Source organism: Bradyrhizobium sp. AUGA SZCCT0160 (assembly GCF_018130105.1).
Lineage (GTDB): Bacteria > Pseudomonadota > Alphaproteobacteria > Rhizobiales > Xanthobacteraceae > Bradyrhizobium.
On the sequence record NZ_JAFCMD010000027.1, the window covers coordinates 85,069 to 100,952 of the forward strand.

The 15,884-nt window shown below is 63.9% G+C and carries 16 protein-coding genes; 8 read left to right on the forward strand and 8 right to left on the reverse strand.

Annotated features, from left to right (window positions below; all coding sequences use genetic code 11):
* Nucleotides 1–124: 124 nt before the first annotated feature.
* Complete coding sequence (locus tag JQ558_RS32320) at nt 125–898, reverse strand: outer membrane protein (protein ID WP_212296294.1); 774 nt, start codon at nt 896–898, stop codon at nt 125–127.
* Nucleotides 899–1,176: 278 nt separating this feature from the next.
* Between JQ558_RS32320 and JQ558_RS32325 the strand changes: the two genes are divergently transcribed.
* The 3 genes from JQ558_RS32325 to JQ558_RS32335 all read left to right on the forward strand — a co-directional run bounded on the left by JQ558_RS32325 (nt 1,177) and on the right by JQ558_RS32335 (nt 4,247).
* On the forward strand, nt 1,177–2,214 hold the full coding sequence (locus JQ558_RS32325) for a PrsW family glutamic-type intramembrane protease (RefSeq protein WP_212296295.1): 1,038 nt from the start codon (nt 1,177–1,179) through the stop codon (nt 2,212–2,214).
* 111 nt (nt 2,215–2,325) lie between these two features.
* Complete coding sequence (locus JQ558_RS32330; protein WP_212209419.1) at nt 2,326–2,913, forward strand: HdeD family acid-resistance protein; 588 nt, start codon at nt 2,326–2,328, stop codon at nt 2,911–2,913.
* 248 nt (nt 2,914–3,161) lie between these two features.
* On the forward strand, nt 3,162–4,247 hold the full coding sequence (locus JQ558_RS32335) for a 3-deoxy-7-phosphoheptulonate synthase (protein WP_212296296.1): 1,086 nt from the start codon (nt 3,162–3,164) through the stop codon (nt 4,245–4,247).
* Between the two features lie 103 nt (nt 4,248–4,350).
* On the opposite strand, the gene JQ558_RS32340 is transcribed toward JQ558_RS32335, so the two are convergent.
* From JQ558_RS32340 to epmA, 4 genes are read right to left on the reverse strand one after another with little or no spacing between them, the layout of a single operon-like run.
* Nucleotides 4,351–4,590, reverse strand: coding sequence for a hypothetical protein (locus JQ558_RS32340; RefSeq protein ID WP_212209417.1), 240 nt, complete (start codon nt 4,588–4,590; stop codon nt 4,351–4,353).
* A gap of 27 nt (nt 4,591–4,617) precedes the next feature.
* Entirely contained in the window at nt 4,618–4,881 is a 264-nt protein-coding gene (locus tag JQ558_RS32345) for a hypothetical protein (protein ID WP_212296307.1), read from the reverse strand.
* Entirely contained in the window at nt 4,832–5,923 is a 1,092-nt protein-coding gene (locus JQ558_RS32350; RefSeq protein ID WP_212296297.1) for a lysine-2,3-aminomutase-like protein, read from the reverse strand. The genes JQ558_RS32345 and JQ558_RS32350 overlap by 50 nt, the downstream gene beginning before the upstream one ends.
* Nucleotides 5,920–6,972 carry an EF-P lysine aminoacylase EpmA gene (gene epmA / locus JQ558_RS32355; protein WP_212296298.1) on the reverse strand — a complete coding sequence of 351 codons (1,053 nt, stop codon included), beginning with the start codon at nt 6,970–6,972 and terminating at the stop codon, nt 5,920–5,922. The genes JQ558_RS32350 and epmA overlap by 4 nt, the downstream gene beginning before the upstream one ends.
* A 159-nt stretch (nt 6,973–7,131) precedes the next feature.
* Here epmA and JQ558_RS32360 point away from each other — a divergent pair, with 159 nt between their 5' ends.
* The 3 genes from JQ558_RS32360 (at nt 7,132) to JQ558_RS32370 (ending at nt 10,337) form a co-directional block, all read left to right on the forward strand.
* Complete coding sequence (locus tag JQ558_RS32360; RefSeq protein ID WP_212296299.1) at nt 7,132–7,968, forward strand: hypothetical protein; 837 nt, start codon at nt 7,132–7,134, stop codon at nt 7,966–7,968.
* 166 nt (nt 7,969–8,134) lie between these two features.
* Nucleotides 8,135–8,701 carry an elongation factor P gene (efp, locus tag JQ558_RS32365; protein WP_192735762.1) on the forward strand — a complete coding sequence of 189 codons (567 nt, stop codon included), beginning with the start codon at nt 8,135–8,137 and terminating at the stop codon, nt 8,699–8,701.
* 64 nt (nt 8,702–8,765) lie between these two features.
* A complete protein-coding gene (locus JQ558_RS32370; RefSeq protein ID WP_249142736.1) occupies nt 8,766–10,337 on the forward strand; it encodes a M23 family peptidase in 1,572 nt (523 codons plus the stop codon).
* On the opposite strand, the gene JQ558_RS32375 is transcribed toward JQ558_RS32370, so the two are convergent.
* Nucleotides 10,334–10,813 carry a carboxymuconolactone decarboxylase family protein gene (locus JQ558_RS32375; RefSeq protein WP_212296301.1) on the reverse strand — a complete coding sequence of 160 codons (480 nt, stop codon included), beginning with the start codon at nt 10,811–10,813 and terminating at the stop codon, nt 10,334–10,336. The genes JQ558_RS32370 and JQ558_RS32375 overlap by 4 nt on opposite strands.
* Nucleotides 10,814–11,034: 221 nt before the next feature.
* On the opposite strand from JQ558_RS32375, the gene JQ558_RS32380 reads away from it, so the two are divergent.
* Together JQ558_RS32380 and JQ558_RS32385 are read left to right on the forward strand one after the other, a co-directional pair.
* Nucleotides 11,035–11,493, forward strand: a complete 459-nt coding sequence (locus tag JQ558_RS32380; RefSeq protein ID WP_212296306.1) for a MarR family transcriptional regulator — start codon at nt 11,035–11,037, stop codon at nt 11,491–11,493.
* Nucleotides 11,494–11,592: 99 nt separating this feature from the next.
* Nucleotides 11,593–12,828 carry a lytic murein transglycosylase gene (locus JQ558_RS32385; protein WP_212296302.1) on the forward strand — a complete coding sequence of 412 codons (1,236 nt, stop codon included), beginning with the start codon at nt 11,593–11,595 and terminating at the stop codon, nt 12,826–12,828.
* A 137-nt stretch (nt 12,829–12,965) separates the two neighbouring features.
* Here the strand turns inward: JQ558_RS32385 and JQ558_RS32390 are convergent, their stop codons facing one another.
* Together JQ558_RS32390 and recJ are read right to left on the reverse strand one after the other, a co-directional pair.
* Entirely contained in the window at nt 12,966–13,778 is an 813-nt protein-coding gene (locus tag JQ558_RS32390) for a glucose 1-dehydrogenase (RefSeq protein WP_212209410.1), read from the reverse strand.
* Nucleotides 13,779–13,825: 47 nt separating this feature from the next.
* Nucleotides 13,826–15,667 carry a single-stranded-DNA-specific exonuclease RecJ gene (recJ, locus tag JQ558_RS32395; protein WP_212296303.1) on the reverse strand — a complete coding sequence of 614 codons (1,842 nt, stop codon included), beginning with the start codon at nt 15,665–15,667 and terminating at the stop codon, nt 13,826–13,828.
* Nucleotides 15,668–15,884 lie beyond the last annotated feature (217 nt).

Here is a 15,884-nt window from a genome sequence, read left to right on the forward strand (position 1 = left end):
GCCGACTGCCCAACGGTGATCTCCGCGCGTTTGCCCGAACAAAAAAAGCCCCGGACGATGCCGGGGCTTTTAATTAGTCTCGGGAAGAACTCAGTACCTGGTACCAGGCTCAGTCCTTGAAAGCTCAGTACCGGGCGACGACCGGGCCACCCCAGTTGAACTTGTAGTTCACGCCAACCAGTGCCGTGGAAACTTCCAGCTTCGTGCGCACACGGTCCGGAAATGCCCCGATGACGGGCGTCGTAAACGCAACGTCCCTGTGACCGAAGTCCATGTAGTTGTATTCGCCGAATACCGACCAGCCCGGAGCGAACATCCATTCGAGGCCGCCGCCGACGGTCCAGCCGCTGCGGTTGACGCCAAACGCTTGTTCGGAGACCAGCACGCCACCCGGCTGGAAGATCACATAGTCAGACCGGGTCCAGGCGCCACCGCCCTTGATGTAGCCAAGCAACTGGGGCGTGAACAGGTAACCCAGTCGGCCGGTTACCGTGAAGATGTCCTTGGTTTCGATATCCGACCGGAAGGTCGGGAAGGCCGTCAGGAAATGCGAGCTGTCGATGCGCGCATAGTTGTACATGCCCTGGATACCGAGCACCCAATTGCCGGCAAACTGGTAGTCGCAGCCGATCTGCGCGCCGCCGACGAAATCGCTACCATCGCTTGAACCGTAATTGGTCGGCGGAACAACCAGTCCGACGCCGATGATTTCGGTGCGTTCCTGCGAGGTCCGTGCCCAACCGCCGCCGATGTTGCCGCCGATGTAGCAGCCGGTCCAGTTGTACACCACGACCGGAGCCGGAGGCGGCGCCTTGGCGTAACGGGGAGCCATGTCAGCCGCGACAGCTGATCCGGTCATTGCGACAGCTGCAAGCATTCCCAGTGCAAATTTCTTCATGGTGATTCCCCTTGGGCGATAATTGCTGCCAATGGTTGTAGACGAATTAGGCAGCTAATGCTGTGGCGCGGCGGTCACAGTCAGGAGGAAAGAGTCAAGCTCGAAGCTCCCCTGCTCAACGCCCTTGCCCGCTCCCGAATTGCTGGGAAACCCACCTCCAAACGCTCGGGTTAGCCGGCCCGTACCCCTCGCCTTTTGGCGACAACAAGTCGCGTTTGCTTTCCTTGCAAAGCGCTGAATTTACGGCCATTTTCGATCCATCCGAACAAAGTCCCCAAATGCTCCTGCTGCAATCCCTCCCGACTGTCATCGGCGTCGCCGCGATCGCGCCCGCGTTGCTTTTGCTGTGGCTGGTCATCGCCGCTGACGAGCGCCCCGGCCCGCCGGCGCAGGTGTGGATCGCGTTCGTGCTGGGCGCGGCCAGCATTTCGCTACTGGGAATCGCTCGGGCGCCGTTCGCAGCGATTCTCGCGGTCCCCGGAAATCCCTGGATGACCCAGGGGCTCCGCTCGGTGTTCGGCGTTGCCGCGCCCGAGGAGATCGTCAAGGTGCTCGTGATCATCGGAGTGTCGTGGAAGCGCCGCACCTTTGCCGATCCGATGGACACTGTCGTGTACGGCGCGGCCGCGGGCCTCGGATTCGCAGCCTACGAAAATCTCGCTTACCTGGTGCAGCACGCCGACATGTGGCGATCGCTGGCGGCATTGCGCAGCGTCCTCACCGTGCCGTTCCACGGTGCGCTCGGCATTATCGCCGGCGCCTATATCGCCATCGCACGTGCCGGCACCGCACTCGGTGCCAACCGGCACAATCGCGATCTCGCCCGCATCTCGAGCTGGACGCTGGCCCTGCTTGCGCCGGTCGCGCTGCATGCGGCGTTCGATTTTCCGCTGCTGATTCTGCAAAAGCATCCCGATCTCGGCTCCACCACGCGGATGATGCTGGGAACGGCCAGCCTGATCATCGGCTTCAGCTCGATCGGATTTGCGGCGCGGCTGGTGCGGCGCGTCGGCCGCCATCACGCGCCGCGCACCGAGATCGCGCGCGAGCGGCTGAGCCAGTTGCGGCGAATGTGGGCGCTGCTGGTCGTGGGCGGCGGTGCCGGCTTTGCGGGCGTGTCGTTCCTGCTGACCTCGCTGCACCACTGGTTCGTCAACCCGGAACGCAACGCCTCGCTGGTTCTGATCCCGATCGGTTTCACATCGATCCTGCTCGGCCTCGCCCTGCTGGTCGCAACCACGGCTGTCTACGTTTTTGGCCGCAACCGGATGCGCACGACGTCGGAGGGCTTTTCGTCGGCGAACGAGGCTGGTTAGCGCGTCAGCTAAAATTGGACGCGTTCTCCTCCCGTCCAATTCCTTGCGCCAACCATTCCTGTTCGCTGCAAAACGCTCTAGTATCAGCCCGCGCGTAGCGGGAGAGCTGTGATGACCCTTCCCCAAGATAGGCTGCCCAAAGACATCGCCAAATTGCAGTCCGAGATGAACGCTGCCGTGAAGACGCATTGGAAAGCCTTCCTGTTTGAAGGCATTCTGCTGGCGGTGCTCGGCCTGGCCGCGATGATCGTGCCGCCGCTGGCAAGCCTCGCGGTTGCAATCTTCTTGGGCTGGATGTTCCTGATCAGCGGCATCGCCGGGCTGGTCGTCACCTACTGGGCGCGGCAGATGCCGGGCTTCTGGTGGTCGCTGTTTTCGGCGGCACTTGCCGTGCTCGCCGGCCTCGTGCTGTTGGCGCGGCCGATGCAGGGCGTGCTGACGCTGACCATCGTCCTCGGCGCCTACTTTCTGATCGAAGGCGTCACCACCATCATGTACGCGCTGGAGCACCGTCGCGAATTGTCCGGGCGCTGGTCCTGGCTGCTGGTCTCCGGAGTGATGGACCTCCTGATCTCGTTCCTGATCATTGCCGGCCTTCCGGGTTCAGCGGAATGGGCGATCGGTCTCCTGGTCGGGATCAACCTGGTGCTTGGCGGCGCGTCGCTGGTCGGCATGGCGCTCGCCGCGCGCAAGGCCTGACACGGGCTGGCGCTGCGCGAGCCAACTCCCCCGCCGAATAGGGGATGACAAGTCCCGATGCGTGAGCTATAGAGCCGACCATGATCATGATCGCCGCCAGCAACTATTGGTATTTTAGCTTCGACAGCTCGCTGGCGGTGGGAGGATCACGCGCAATCTAAATAATTGCAGCAAAAAGTCCGAACAGCCGCCAAATCCTGGCGGCTTTTTTATTGGCCGGCAGGTTCTTCAAAACAGGAGCCAGAGCCGTGTTGAGCACCACCGACGATCTTCGAATAAGCGAACTGAAAGAGCTGACGACGCCGCAAGAGGTCATGCGCGAGATACCGCGCACTTTGACCGCCACGCGCATCGTGATGGCGGCGCGCAACGCCATCCACGCCATCCTGAACGGAACCGATGACCGGCTTCTGGTTGTCGTCGGCCCCTGCTCGGTGCACGATCCCGCTGCGGCCGTGGAATACGCCGAACGCCTCGTCGCCCTGCGCGAGCGGCTGGCCGACCGCCTCGAGATCGTGATGCGCGTCTATTTCGAGAAGCCGCGCACGACGGTCGGCTGGAAAGGATTGATCAACGATCCCGGCCTCGACGGCAGCTTCGACATCAACAGGGGCCTGCGTCTTGCCCGCAACGTGCTTTCGGCAGTGAACAACCTTGGTCTGCCGGCCGGCACCGAATTCCTCGACATGACGACGCCGCAATACATCGCCGACCTGGTGGCGTGGGCGGCGATCGGCGCGCGAACCACGGAAAGCCAAATCCATCGCGAGCTCGCGTCCGGACTTTCCTGCGTGGTCGGCTTCAAGAACGGAACCGACGGCAATGTGCGGATCGCGGCCGAGGCCGTGAAGTCGGCGTCGCATCCCCATCATTTCATGGCGGTCACCAAGGGCGGACGCTCGGCGATCGCCGCTACGACTGGCAACGATGACTGCCACATCATCCTGCGCGGCGGCAGCAAGCCGAACTATGACGCTGACAGCGTCGATGCCGCATCAGCCGAACTCACCCGTTCCGGCGTGACACCGCGGATCATGATCGACACCAGCCACGCCAACAGCAGCAAGAAGCCCGAGAACCAGCCGCTGGTCGCGGCCGATATCGCCAGGCAGATATCCGCTGGCGAAGCGCGCATCACCGGCGTGATGATGGAGAGCAATCTCGTCGCGGGCCGCCAGGATGTCGTGCCGGGCAAGCCGCTCACCTATGGTCAGAGCATCACGGACGGCTGCATCGACTGGGAAACCACCGTGCAGGCGCTCAACGTGCTGGCCGACGCCGTCGAGGCAAGACGAAGCTTGGCGCGCCGGCCATTCAACGAACGGTCCGCCTAAGAAATTGCGCTCGAACAAAACGTTACGGCCAGAGTCTGCTCAAACAGTTGAAGCAGATTCTGGCCCGTCAAGTCGATGTACCGTGATGGGCGAGGGCCCTGCCTTAGCAGCCGCGGCAGATGCTCTTGATCTTGCGATCCAGCAAAGCATTTTCCTTGCTCAGGGGATCGTTCGGATCGTTCATGTTCTTCGGTTCGGGAACGTCGGCGGCGCGTGGCTGGCGATGACCGATCGGCGCTTGGATCACTTTGTCTGAATTTTTCGGCACCGTCGATCCCTGCGCGAATACGTCCGGACTACCGGTCAGAACCAGAAGCGCCACTGACAGGATTATTTTTCGCATTTCGGTTCTCCCGTTCTCATTTCTGATTTATCGCGCCGGAACATCGATCGTTCCACAATTGCGACGCCCCTGGGCCGCGCAATCCTGCGCCTTTCGTACATCGGCCATGGTGCTGAGCAACCATATACCGGCTGCCACCAGCACCGCGAAGAAAGCCAGCATTATCGCGTTTTCGATCGCGCGGTTGCTCTCGTCTTCCGGCGGCTTCTGCCCTCCCTCATCCCCGCCCGTCATCGCCGGTTCACGGCTTCGGCGGATAGAGGTGAACGTCACCGCAATAATCGACGACACGATAACGCGTTTCCGAGGATAGTTCACGTTCCCGGGAATTTGGATGCGACAAATAATGCGGGCCGATCGGCGCCTTGCCGTGGCCGCCGGGAATATCGAGCACGAATTCGGGCTGACACAGCCCGGAAACGCGTCCGCGCAAGCCGCGCATCAGTTCCTGTCCGCGCTCGATCGTGGTGCGCAGATGCGAGGTTCCCGGCGCGAGATCGCCATGGTGCAGGTAATATGGCTTGATCCGGCATTCGACGAAGGACCGCATCAGGGCTTCCAGCGTCGCCGCATCGTCATTGACGCCGCGCAGCAGCACCGACTGGCTCACCAGGGGGATGCCGGCATCGACGAGCCGGGCGCAAGCGGCGCGGGCCTCTGCCGTCAACTCACGCGGATGGTTGGCGTGAACCGCGACCCAGGTGGTGGCACCGCCAACCCTCAATGCCGCAACCATCTCGTCACTGATGCGCGCGGGAGCCACGACCGGCACGCGGGTGTGGAGGCGGACGATCTTGACGTGATCGATGGCGGCGATGTCGGCCATGATCTCGGCCATCCGTCGCGGCGACAGCATCAGGGGATCGCCGCCGGTCAGGATGACTTCCCAGATCTCGGGATGCATCCGGATATAGTCGAGCGCGTCGCGATAGGCGTTGTCCGACAGCGCCGTTGCCTTGCCGGGTCCCACCATCTCGCGGCGAAAACAGAAGCGGCAATACACTGCGCAGACATGAACCAGCTTGAACAGCACGCGATCCGGATAGCGATGAACGATGCCGGCGACCGGTGAATGGGCGTCATCGCCGATCGGATCGGCGCGCTCGCCGGGCTCCTGCACCAGTTCCAGCGTGCTTGGGATGAACTGCCGTGCGATCGGGTCGTTTGGATCGTCGGTGTCGATCAGCGCAGCGATATCGGGCGTCACCGCAATCGCGTAGCGCGCCGCAACCCGTTCGAGATCGGCCAGTTCCGCCGCAAGCGCAAGATCGCAATCGACGAGTTCCGCCGGTTGTCGCAACGTCGCCGCCAATTTCGGATCGATCCTGTTCATGCTTCTCCCGCCGGTGGTGTCCATACCACCTGATCCACCCTGAGCGCACCGCTTGCCAGCATCACCAGCCGGTCAAAACCGAGCGCGACACCGCTGGCTTGCGGCATCACGGCGACCGCCTGCAGAAAATCCTCGTCGAGCGGATAGCGCTCACCGTAACGCCGCGCCTTCTCGTCCATCGCCTGCGTGAAACGACGACGCTGTTCGGCGGCATCGGTCAATTCGCCAAACCCGTTGGCGAGCTCGACGCCGCAAGCGTAGATCTCAAACCGCTCGGCCACACGCGGATCAGACGCTTTCGCCCGCGCCAGCGCAGCCTCCGGCACCGGATACTCAAACAAGACCGTCAAGCGCCCCTGCCCGAGATGCGGCTCGATATGCTCGACCAGCACCTTGCTGAAGATATCGGACCAGGTGTCGTCGTCCGCAACCCGCACCCGCGATTTTGACGCCTCGGCGAGCGCCCTGCGATCCCCTTCGCCATCCGCGACCGTCGCCAGTAAGTCGATCCCGGCGAACCGCTCGAACGCGGTCGCGACCGTCAGCAATTCAGGCTCGGCGAAGGGATCGGAGATGCGGCCGCGAAACGAGAATTGCCCGATGCCCGTCGCCTGCGCTGCATGGGCGATGACCACAATCGTGTCGGCCATAATGGCGTCATAAGCCGCGTTGGCGCGGTACCATTCCAGCATGGTGAATTCAGGCAAATGAAGATCGCCGCGCTCGCGGTCACGGAACACGCGTGCAAACTCGAATATCTTGTCTTCGCCCGCCGCGAGCAGTTTCTTGGCCGCGAACTCCGGTGACGTCCGCAAATAGCGCGGCGCGCGGGTTCCGTCTCCACCGGTCAGTTCGGTCCGGGGCGCATGCAGGTGTGTCTCATTGCCCGGCGAGACCTGCAGGATGCCCGTCTCGGCCTCCGCGAATCCCTGCTCGTCGAACCAGGCTCGCAAGCCCTTCGTGATCGCGGCCCGCGCCATCAGGAACGGCTTCCGGTCGGCGTGCCGCGCCGGCGACCACCATGGCGATGGCTGGTCGATCCCGGACATCAGCAACCAGCCGAAGCGGCGCACGAACCGATGAAAACGTTCACGATATCGCCGTATACCGTTGACATTATTTAACTTTCTCTGCGGCAAAGCAGCCGTGCCGGGAACACCGCGGATACCCCGCTTCCGGTCCGTCTGTCATGTCGAAAGACGCACGTCTTGTCCATTCGCGCGATCGGCGCCGCGAACTTCAAGTTGCGCCCTGAACCTCGCGGCCATTGGCGAGTCCAATGGGCAGCAAAATGGAACGGAACGTACGATGTTTGGCGGCTGGTTACGACGAACGGGGTTTCTACAGGCAGGTATGATGTTGTTCGTCCTCGCCACGCCAGCGCGACCGGCCCCGGGCCTGAGTTCAAACTGAAGACGGAGGCGGATGACATGTTCACCGCACCCGACGGGCAAATTCGGGTTGAGCAATATGCCGCTGACAAGGGCGATGAAGATTTTCTGTTCCAGTTCTGGACCTTCGACGTGGGGCGTCGACACCCCTCGCTGCTGAATGCCGGCGAAGGCATCGATCTCGCAGGCTATCCCGCAGGCTTTCGCTTTACTCCGAACAGCCGGTGGCTGGTGCGCATGCAGAAAACCGGTGCCGGTTTCCAGACGCTGTTCCTGTACCGGCGGAACGGATTTCAATTTTCCTCCGCCACGCCGAAGCCGCTGAGCGAGATGGCCTGGGATTATTTCTGGGGCTCGCCGGCAGCCAAAAAGCTGCGTCGCGACGCCAAGGACCGCGATTCGCTCAGTCACGTCTTTGCCGCCCTCGTCAAAGGATTGGACGACAATTACGCTGAGTTGGGCCTGCATTGGCCCGATAGCCGCTACGTCGTGATCAGCCTCTCGTTCGACGCCCAGGGCGAAGACAAGCCGCTGCCTTATATCGAGGACTGGTGGTGCGCCTATGACCTGAAAACGGGGACATTTACGGTGCCCGCCGCCTTTGCCGCGCACAACGCCCAGGCCTTCACGTCCCCTCGCCCCAAGCGGAAATAACCAGGAAGCAGGCCCGCGATCGGGACCCACGGCAACCTGCCGGAACGGGCCGCAAAAGGCTGGTATCTGGAGGGCAAATCAGTATGTTGCAGCCCGAAACCGCCTCATTGGCCGCGGGACACAATTGTCCTGACGGGTCGGAGGCCAGAAATTCAGGAAAACCGCTTTGAAAGTCATCGCCAGTTCAATTCGCAAGGGCAACGTCATCGAGCAAGACGGCAAGCTTTATGTGGTTCTGACCGCCGAAAACATCCATCCCGGCAAGGGAACTCCGGTCAGTCAGATCGAAATGCGCCGGATCGGCGACGGTGTGAAGATTTCGGAACGCTACAAGACCACCGACCAGGTCGAGAAGGCGACGATCGAAGATCACAACTTCAACTACCTCTATGAGGACGCCGACGGTTTTCATTTCATGAACGGTGAGACCTACGACCAGGTCCAGGTGTCCAAGGAAATCATCGGCTCGGCGGCGCCCTATCTGCAGGAGAACATGTCGGTGAAGCTCTCGCTGCACGACATGGTTCCGGTGGCGATCCAGATGCCGCAGCGCGCGACGCTGGAAGTTGTCGAAACCGAGCCGGTCACCAAGGGCCAGACCGCGTCGTCGTCCTACAAACCTGCTATCCTGTCCAACGGCGTACGCACCAACGTGCCGCCGCACGTCGGAACGGGAACGCGGATCGTGGTCATGACCGAGGACGGCTCCTACGTCGAGCGCGCCAAGGACTAGGCGCCAGAGTTAGACAACGGGGCATGCGCCAGGGGGCGATGCATTGGGTACGAAGGCTGTCCGCTTGCTGTCCCGTTGGCTGGCCGCCTTCTATTTGCTTCCCGCCGTCGGCGCTTTCGCCGACGAGTTCCGGACCCCTTCGATCTCGGCCGTCCGCGTCGAATGGCGTGCGGTGCTGGATCAGTTCCGTTCCGAGATCAATACCGAGCCTGCGGTTGCGTCCGCCTTCACCTTTGCCAGCCAGCGGCGGGCGCCCCGCTGGGACCCCCGCTCGATGCCGGCGCTGGTGCAACTGAACGCGATCACCTCGCCGGTCTTCCCGGGGATCGGACGCAGTCCTGTTCCGGTGCTGCTGCCGTTCGACACCGCAAGCTATCTCGATGGCCGCCAGAACGGCGTCCCCGACACCCTGTCGGTATCGCGCTATCAAGCCGACTTCCGCCCCGCCGATCTGTTCCACGCCGGCGCCGCCGGCTACGACGCGATGTTTTCGTTCGAGCCGGGCGCGGGCGACGGCATGCCGCAGCGGACTTACGCCAAGCCCGTCGAGGTGCAGATCACGGGCTCGATCCTGACCTACGACCTCGCCGATCCGCTCGCCGGCAAGGGCGAGCCGGTCAAGGCGCTGGCGCCGCAATTCCCGGACCTGCGGCGCTTCATCCGCGAAGGCTATGTGCGCTACGCCTTCACGCGCTTCGGCGTGCCCTATGTGGTGTCGATCCAGTGCCTCGACTCGACGCCGCGCCCGCGGCGGCTGGCCTGCCGGGAGGCCTATCCGGTCGCGGAACGATTCCTCAAGGCGCTGCGCATCACCGGCGGCCAGCCGTCGCGGCCGCGCCGGGATATTTCGTCCGAGATTGCCGAGCGGCCGATCGTACCCTCCCCCGACTTCACCTATCGCCCAAGCGGCGACATCGTCGCCAACAGCGGCGCGCGCAAGCGCGGCGGCCGTCCCGATCTCACCAGCTATTCTCAGATCCGGTTTCCGCTGGAAAAGGCGCCCGCCTTCGCCCGCTCGCAAGCCTTCGGCAAACGCAAACCCGACGAACGCGGATATCCCTGGCAGGACAATTTCTGCGAGGCGCGCAGTTTCGAGGTTGGCCAATGCGCCGCCGGTTTCGGCCATCAGGGGCAGGACATCCGTCCGGGTGCGTGCATGGCGCAGAACAGCGAAAGCCCGGGCAGTTGCGATCCGAAGCAGCAGGCGGTCGTCGCGGTTCGCGACGGCGTCCTGATCCGTTCGCTGAAGCAGCAGGCGGCGACGCTGCAGGTCAACACACGCAACGAACATATCCGCTTTCGCTACATGCACATGAATCCGTCCAGCCTGGACGCGGACGGCATCCTCAATGGCCGCCAGGTCGCCGAGGGCGAAAAAATCGGCGTCGCCTCGAACTATCTCGACTTTCCCAATGGCACCTCGCTGCATCTGCATTTCGACGTGCAGGTGTTCACGCGGGACGGCTGGATCTGGGTCAATCCCTACACCACGCTGATCTCGGCCTATGAGCGCCTGCTGCGCGGCCGCGGGCGCGAGCTCGGCACCGACCCTGTCGCGCCGGCCGCTGTCGCCCACGCCCAGCCGCAAGACGTGATCCGGCCCGACTCGCAGGAAGGTAGCGAGGGCGACAACTAGGACGCGGCAGCCCCGACCGGCTTTTGCCGCGCCGGCGGGGTCCAGCGGAAGGCGGCGCCGAACCTGTTCCAGACGTTGATCGAGGCTATCGCCGAGGTGAGATAGGCCAGTTCCTTTTCCGAGAATTCGGCGCTCGCCTGCGCATAGACCTCGTCGCTGACGCCGCCGCTGAGCAACGTCAACGCTTCCGTCCACGCCAAGGCCGCGCGTTCGCGGGCTGAGAATTGCGGCGTCTCGCGCCAGACCACGACCAGGTTGAGCTTGTCGGCGGAGATGCCGAGGCTCTCGCTTTGCAGGATGTGATATTGCACGCAAAACGCACAGCCGTTGATCTGCGAGGCGCGCAGCTTGATCAGTTCGAGCAGTTGCTTGTCGATGCCCGCCGCGGCCGCGACCTTGCCGAGCGCCAGCACGACTTCGTAGGCCTCGGGCGCCAGCGCCATGAAATCCTTATATTCCTTGCGGGCATATGACATGTTCATTGCCTTCTGTTATCAGTGTACTGATTTATTATAAGAGCCCTTATATGGCGCGCAAGATCAGACCTTCGGTAAAATCCAAACTGCGCCGGCCACAAGAAACGGCGTCGAAAAAATCCAGAAAATCCGTCGCGGCAAAAAATTCTTTGCGCCGGAAATCCTCTCGCAAGAACCCTCGCCAGCGCCCGAAAAAATCCGCTGCCGATCCCGTGCTCGCGATGATCCGCCCGCCGCCTCCGGGTGAAGGCAAGCGCGGCGAGCAAGGCCACCTCGCTTATTTGCTGCGGCAGGCCCAGGCCGCGACCCGGCTGACGCTGGAGCGGGCGCTCGCCGAACTCGGCGTCACCACGCCGCAATTCGTGGTGCTGACGATGCTGCGGGCCTATCCAGGCCTGTCGGGCGCCGATCTGGCGCGGGTCGCCCTGCTGACCCCGCAAACCGTCGGCGTCATCATCCGCAATCTGGAACGCGACGGCGCGATCCGGAAGACCCCGCACCCGATCCACGGGCGGGTGCTGCAATGGACACTGACCCGGCGCGGCACTGTGCTGCTCGACAAATGCCGCCGTCACGTCCAGGCGGTGGAACGTCGCCTGGCGGCCGGGCTTTCGGCCACCGCGCGGGCGACGGTCCGGCGCTGGCTCGCACGGATCGCTGCGGAGTTTCAGCAGGCCTAGGGCGACTGTTCTACCTTCCGGAGTTCCACGTTCCGGCTGCGACGACGGCGCCGCGCAAATGCGCTTTGGTGAGCGCGCCCTGCCCCGTACAATACCGCCATGGAACCGTTCGATTCTCTGAGATCGCCGACCCGCCGCGCCCTGCTGCAAGCCGGTATCGGCACCGCAGCCGTGCTCGCCAATCCGCTTGCCGCGTTGGCCGCGGCGCCGCCCGGCTTCGGCGCGTGGCGCGATAATTTTCGCGCTCGCGCGCTGGCAAAAGGCATATCGGACGCGACCTGGAGCCGCGTGATGGACCGCATCGAGCCCGACATGTCCGTGTTCCGGCAGATGCAGAAACAGCCGGAATTCCACGAGCAGATCTGGCAATACGTCAATCGCCGCGCCTCGGACTGGCGCATCACGGCGGGCAAGGAAGCGCTGCGGAAGAACGAGGCGCTGTTCACGCGGATCGAGCAGGACTTTGGCGTCGAGCGCGGCACATTGCTGGCGCTGTGGGGCGTTGAGTCTGCCTATGGCGATCCCTTGGTGCAGCAGAACCATATGCGCCCGATCTTTCCCTCGCTCGCAGCGCTGGCCTGGAACGAGCCGCGCCGCCGCGCCTATTGGGAAACCGAACTGATCAACGCGCTGAAGATCGTCAACCGCGGCTGGGGCACGCCGGAGGAAATGCGGGGATCGTGGGCCGGCGCGATGGGACATACCCAGTGGATGCCGGAAGTCTGGCTCAATGTCGGCATGGACTACGACAAGGACGGCCGCGTCTCGCCATTCGGCAAGCCGGACGACGCCCTCGGCTCCAGCGCGCGCTATCTGGTCAATCGCGGCAAGTATCACCGCGGCGAACATTGGGGTTACGAGGTCCGCGCCGGCGGCGCGTCCGGCAGCGGCAACCGCACCTATGCGGCGTGGGCCAGCGCCGGCGTCACCCGCGCCGACGGCAAGCCTTTCCCGCAACCGAATGCGTCCGCGCAATTGTGGGTGCCGGTCGCCGGCGGACCCGCGTTCCTGCTGGGGCCGAATTTCTACGCGGTGCGCAGCTACAATCCGTCGATGAATTATGCGCTCGCGATCTGCCATCTCGGCGACCGCATTCTCGGCGCGCCGCCGTTCATTCATCCCTTCCCGGGCTCGGAGCGCGCGCTGACGCTGGCCGAGGTGCAGGAGATGCAGACGCGGCTGACAAAAGCCGGCTTCGACACCGGCGGCACCGACGGCCGCGTCGGCAATGACACCATGAAGGCGGTCCGGGATTACCAGACCAAGATGGGCCTGCTGCCCGCCGACGGCTATGGCGGGCTCAAGGTGCTGGCGCGGCTGCGGCAAGGCGGTTAGTCCGGTCATTCCGGGGCACGCGAAGCGTGAACTACGGTGCGCAATTGCGCACCTGAGAATCTCGAGCTTCCCCGGTGCGCAATTGCGCACCTGAGGTCTGGTCCTTCGGACCATCCCGGAATGACGGACAAACATAGTCACGCCCCCGGCCGCGCGACCCCGCCTGCGTTCATGCCACCGTCGATCACGAGCTCCGTCCCGGTCACGTAGCTCGACGCATCGGAGGCGAGATACAAAACGCCTTTCGCGATGTCCATGGCATGGCCGGCGCGGGCCAGCGGCGTTGCGAATTTCGCACGCTCCTCGGGATCGATCGGCGCGTTCTGGCCGCGCCCCGCCGCCTCGGTCGGGATCTTGCCCCAGATCGGCGTGTCGATGATCCCGGGATGTACCGAGTTGACGCGAATGCCGTCGCCGAACGTCGCGCATTCCATCGCGATCGCTTTCGCAAACAGCCGGACGCCGCCCTTGGTCGCGCAATAACCGGACAGGCTGGCCGCGCCGCGAATGCCTGCGAGCGACGACATCATGATCACGGAGCCGCCGCCGGTCTTGCGCATCGCCGGCAGGCAGTGCTTCACCGACAGGAACACGCCGTCGAGATTGATCGCGGTCTGCCGCCGCCAGTCTTCCAGCGACATCTCGGTAATAGACGGCACCGCGATGCCGATGCCGGCGTTGGAAACCAGCACGTCGAGCCGGCCATAGCGCTTCATCACCTCGGCCACGACGTCGATCCAGCGCGCTTCGCTGGTGACGTCCTGATGCAGGAAGACAGCCTCGTTGCCGGCTTTCTTGATACCCGCGACAACCTCCGGCCCCTTCAGTTCATCGACATCGGTGACCACTACCGACGCGCCTTCACGCGCCAGCAATTCGGCGCATGCCGCGCCAATACCGGATGCGCCGCCGGTCACGAGCGCGACTTTTCCCTGAACCTGTCCTGCCATGTCTGCTCCCATTTTTGGTTGTTGGTTTTGTCGTCTGGTGGATGAACTTACCTGATCACGGCCGGTCCCTGATCCGGCACGGCAACGTCGATCACGCGCAATTGCACGCGCTCGGTGCCCTGATAGCGATCGACCGCGAGCGATCCTGCGACATGCAGGGGCTGGCCGCGGTTTTGCGTCAGTGCGTGGCCGAGCTTTTGCCCGACGGACCGGAACGCGATGCCGTTGACGATGACGCCGTCGCCGGACTTGAAGCGCACGCGCAGATGCGCTTGCCCGACTTCGTCGGCATAGACCAGCTGATGCGCCGGCAGCGCGATCACAGGCTCCGGATTGCCGGCGCCGAACGGCCCGGCGCGGTTCAGGATGCCTGCGAACTCCGGTGTCACGCTGCGGGCGCTCACCGCGCCGTCGATGAACAGCTCGTTTTCGTGACGGGAGCTGGCGACGTCTTCGGCGAGCGCGCTTTCCATATAGGCGCGAAACTCCGCGAGCTTTTCCTTGCGCAGCGTCACGCCCGCGGCCATGGCGTGGCCACCGCCTTTCATCAGCAGTTTTTCCTTCACCGCCTGCCGCACCGCCTTGCCGAGGTCGACGCCCGAAATCGAGCGGCCCGAACCGGTGCCGATGCCGCCCGGCTCCAGCGCGATTGCAAACGCCGGCCGCGCGAATTTCTCCTTCAGCCGCGAGGCGACGAGGCCGACGACGCCGGGATGCCAGCCTTCGGAGGCCGTGACGATGACCGACCCCTTGTCCTCGAGCCCGAGCGAAGCCAGCGCCTCGGCTTCGGCCTGCGCTTCCGCCGCTTGCTCGATGATGCGGCGCTCGGAGTTCAGCCGATCCAGTTCGGCGGCGATCCGCGCGGCCTCGGAGATATCGCCTTCCAGCAGCAGCCGCACGCCTAAATCAGCCCGGCCGATGCGGCCGCCGGCATTGATGCGCGGCCCCAGCATGAAGCCGAGATGCCAGGCCTCGGGCGGTCCGTTGAGCCGCGACACGTCCATCAGCGCGGTATGCCCGACATGGTCGCGGCGGCGCATCGCGATCAGGCCCTTGGCGACGAACGCACGGTTGAGCCCGGTCAGCGGCGCGACATCGGCCACGGTGCCGAGCGCCACGTGATGCAGCATGCCCAGCAGATCTGGTTCCGGCCGTTCGCTGTTCCAGAAGCCACGGCCGCGCAGTTCCCTGTTAACAGCAACCAGCGTCACCAGCACGAGTCCGACGGCGGCGAGATAACCGAGGCCCGAGAGATCATCGGCACGGTTCGGGTTCACCAGCGCGTCGACCTCCGGCAAGTCGTCGCCGGTCTGATGGTGATCGATGACGACGACGGACATCCCGAGCTTTCGCGCTTCCGCCAGTGGCTCGATGCTGGTGGTGCCGCAGTCGACCGTCACCAGCAATGTCGCGCCCTTGCCCGAAAGCGCGCGCACGGCCTCCACATTGGGCCCGTAGCCTTCAAAAATGCGGTCGGGAATATGGATCAAGGGATCGAGCCCGCAATGGCGCAAATGCCAGGTCAGCAGTGCCGCGGAGGTCGCGCCGTCGACGTCGTAATCGCCGAAGATCGCAACCTTCTCGCCGCGCGTGGCCGCGTCCGCGATACGCTTGGCCGCGGTTTCCATCTGCGTGACGGTGTGGGGATCCGGCATCAATTTGCGGATGGTGGGGTCGAGGAAATCCGCGACGGCGTCGATTTCGACATCGCGGCCGGCGATCACCCTCGCCAGCATCTCCGGCAGCTGGTAGCGCTGCACGATCGCCAGCGCCCTCGCCGCCCCCCTCGCATCGAGCCGGTCGCGCCACAATTTTCCCGTCGCCGATTGCGACACGCCGAGAAACGCCGGCGGCAATTCAACGGGCAAAGCGGTAGCAGGAGGCGTCATGGGGCTTTCGGTCTGGCGGGCCTGGGGTCAGCCCCATCTCTGCGCACTTCCCAAATCAATGTCAAAGCAAAGCCGACGCGCGTCAACAGCTCGCGACGCTGATCGCCCGAGGTTTGCAGGAACTCTTTCCGCCCTCGAAGTCAGAGGGCGCAGGGAATGCCGGATGCGCGCTGCACCCGCGGTCTCATGTGCGATTGTGCATAAGAATGCTGCACAT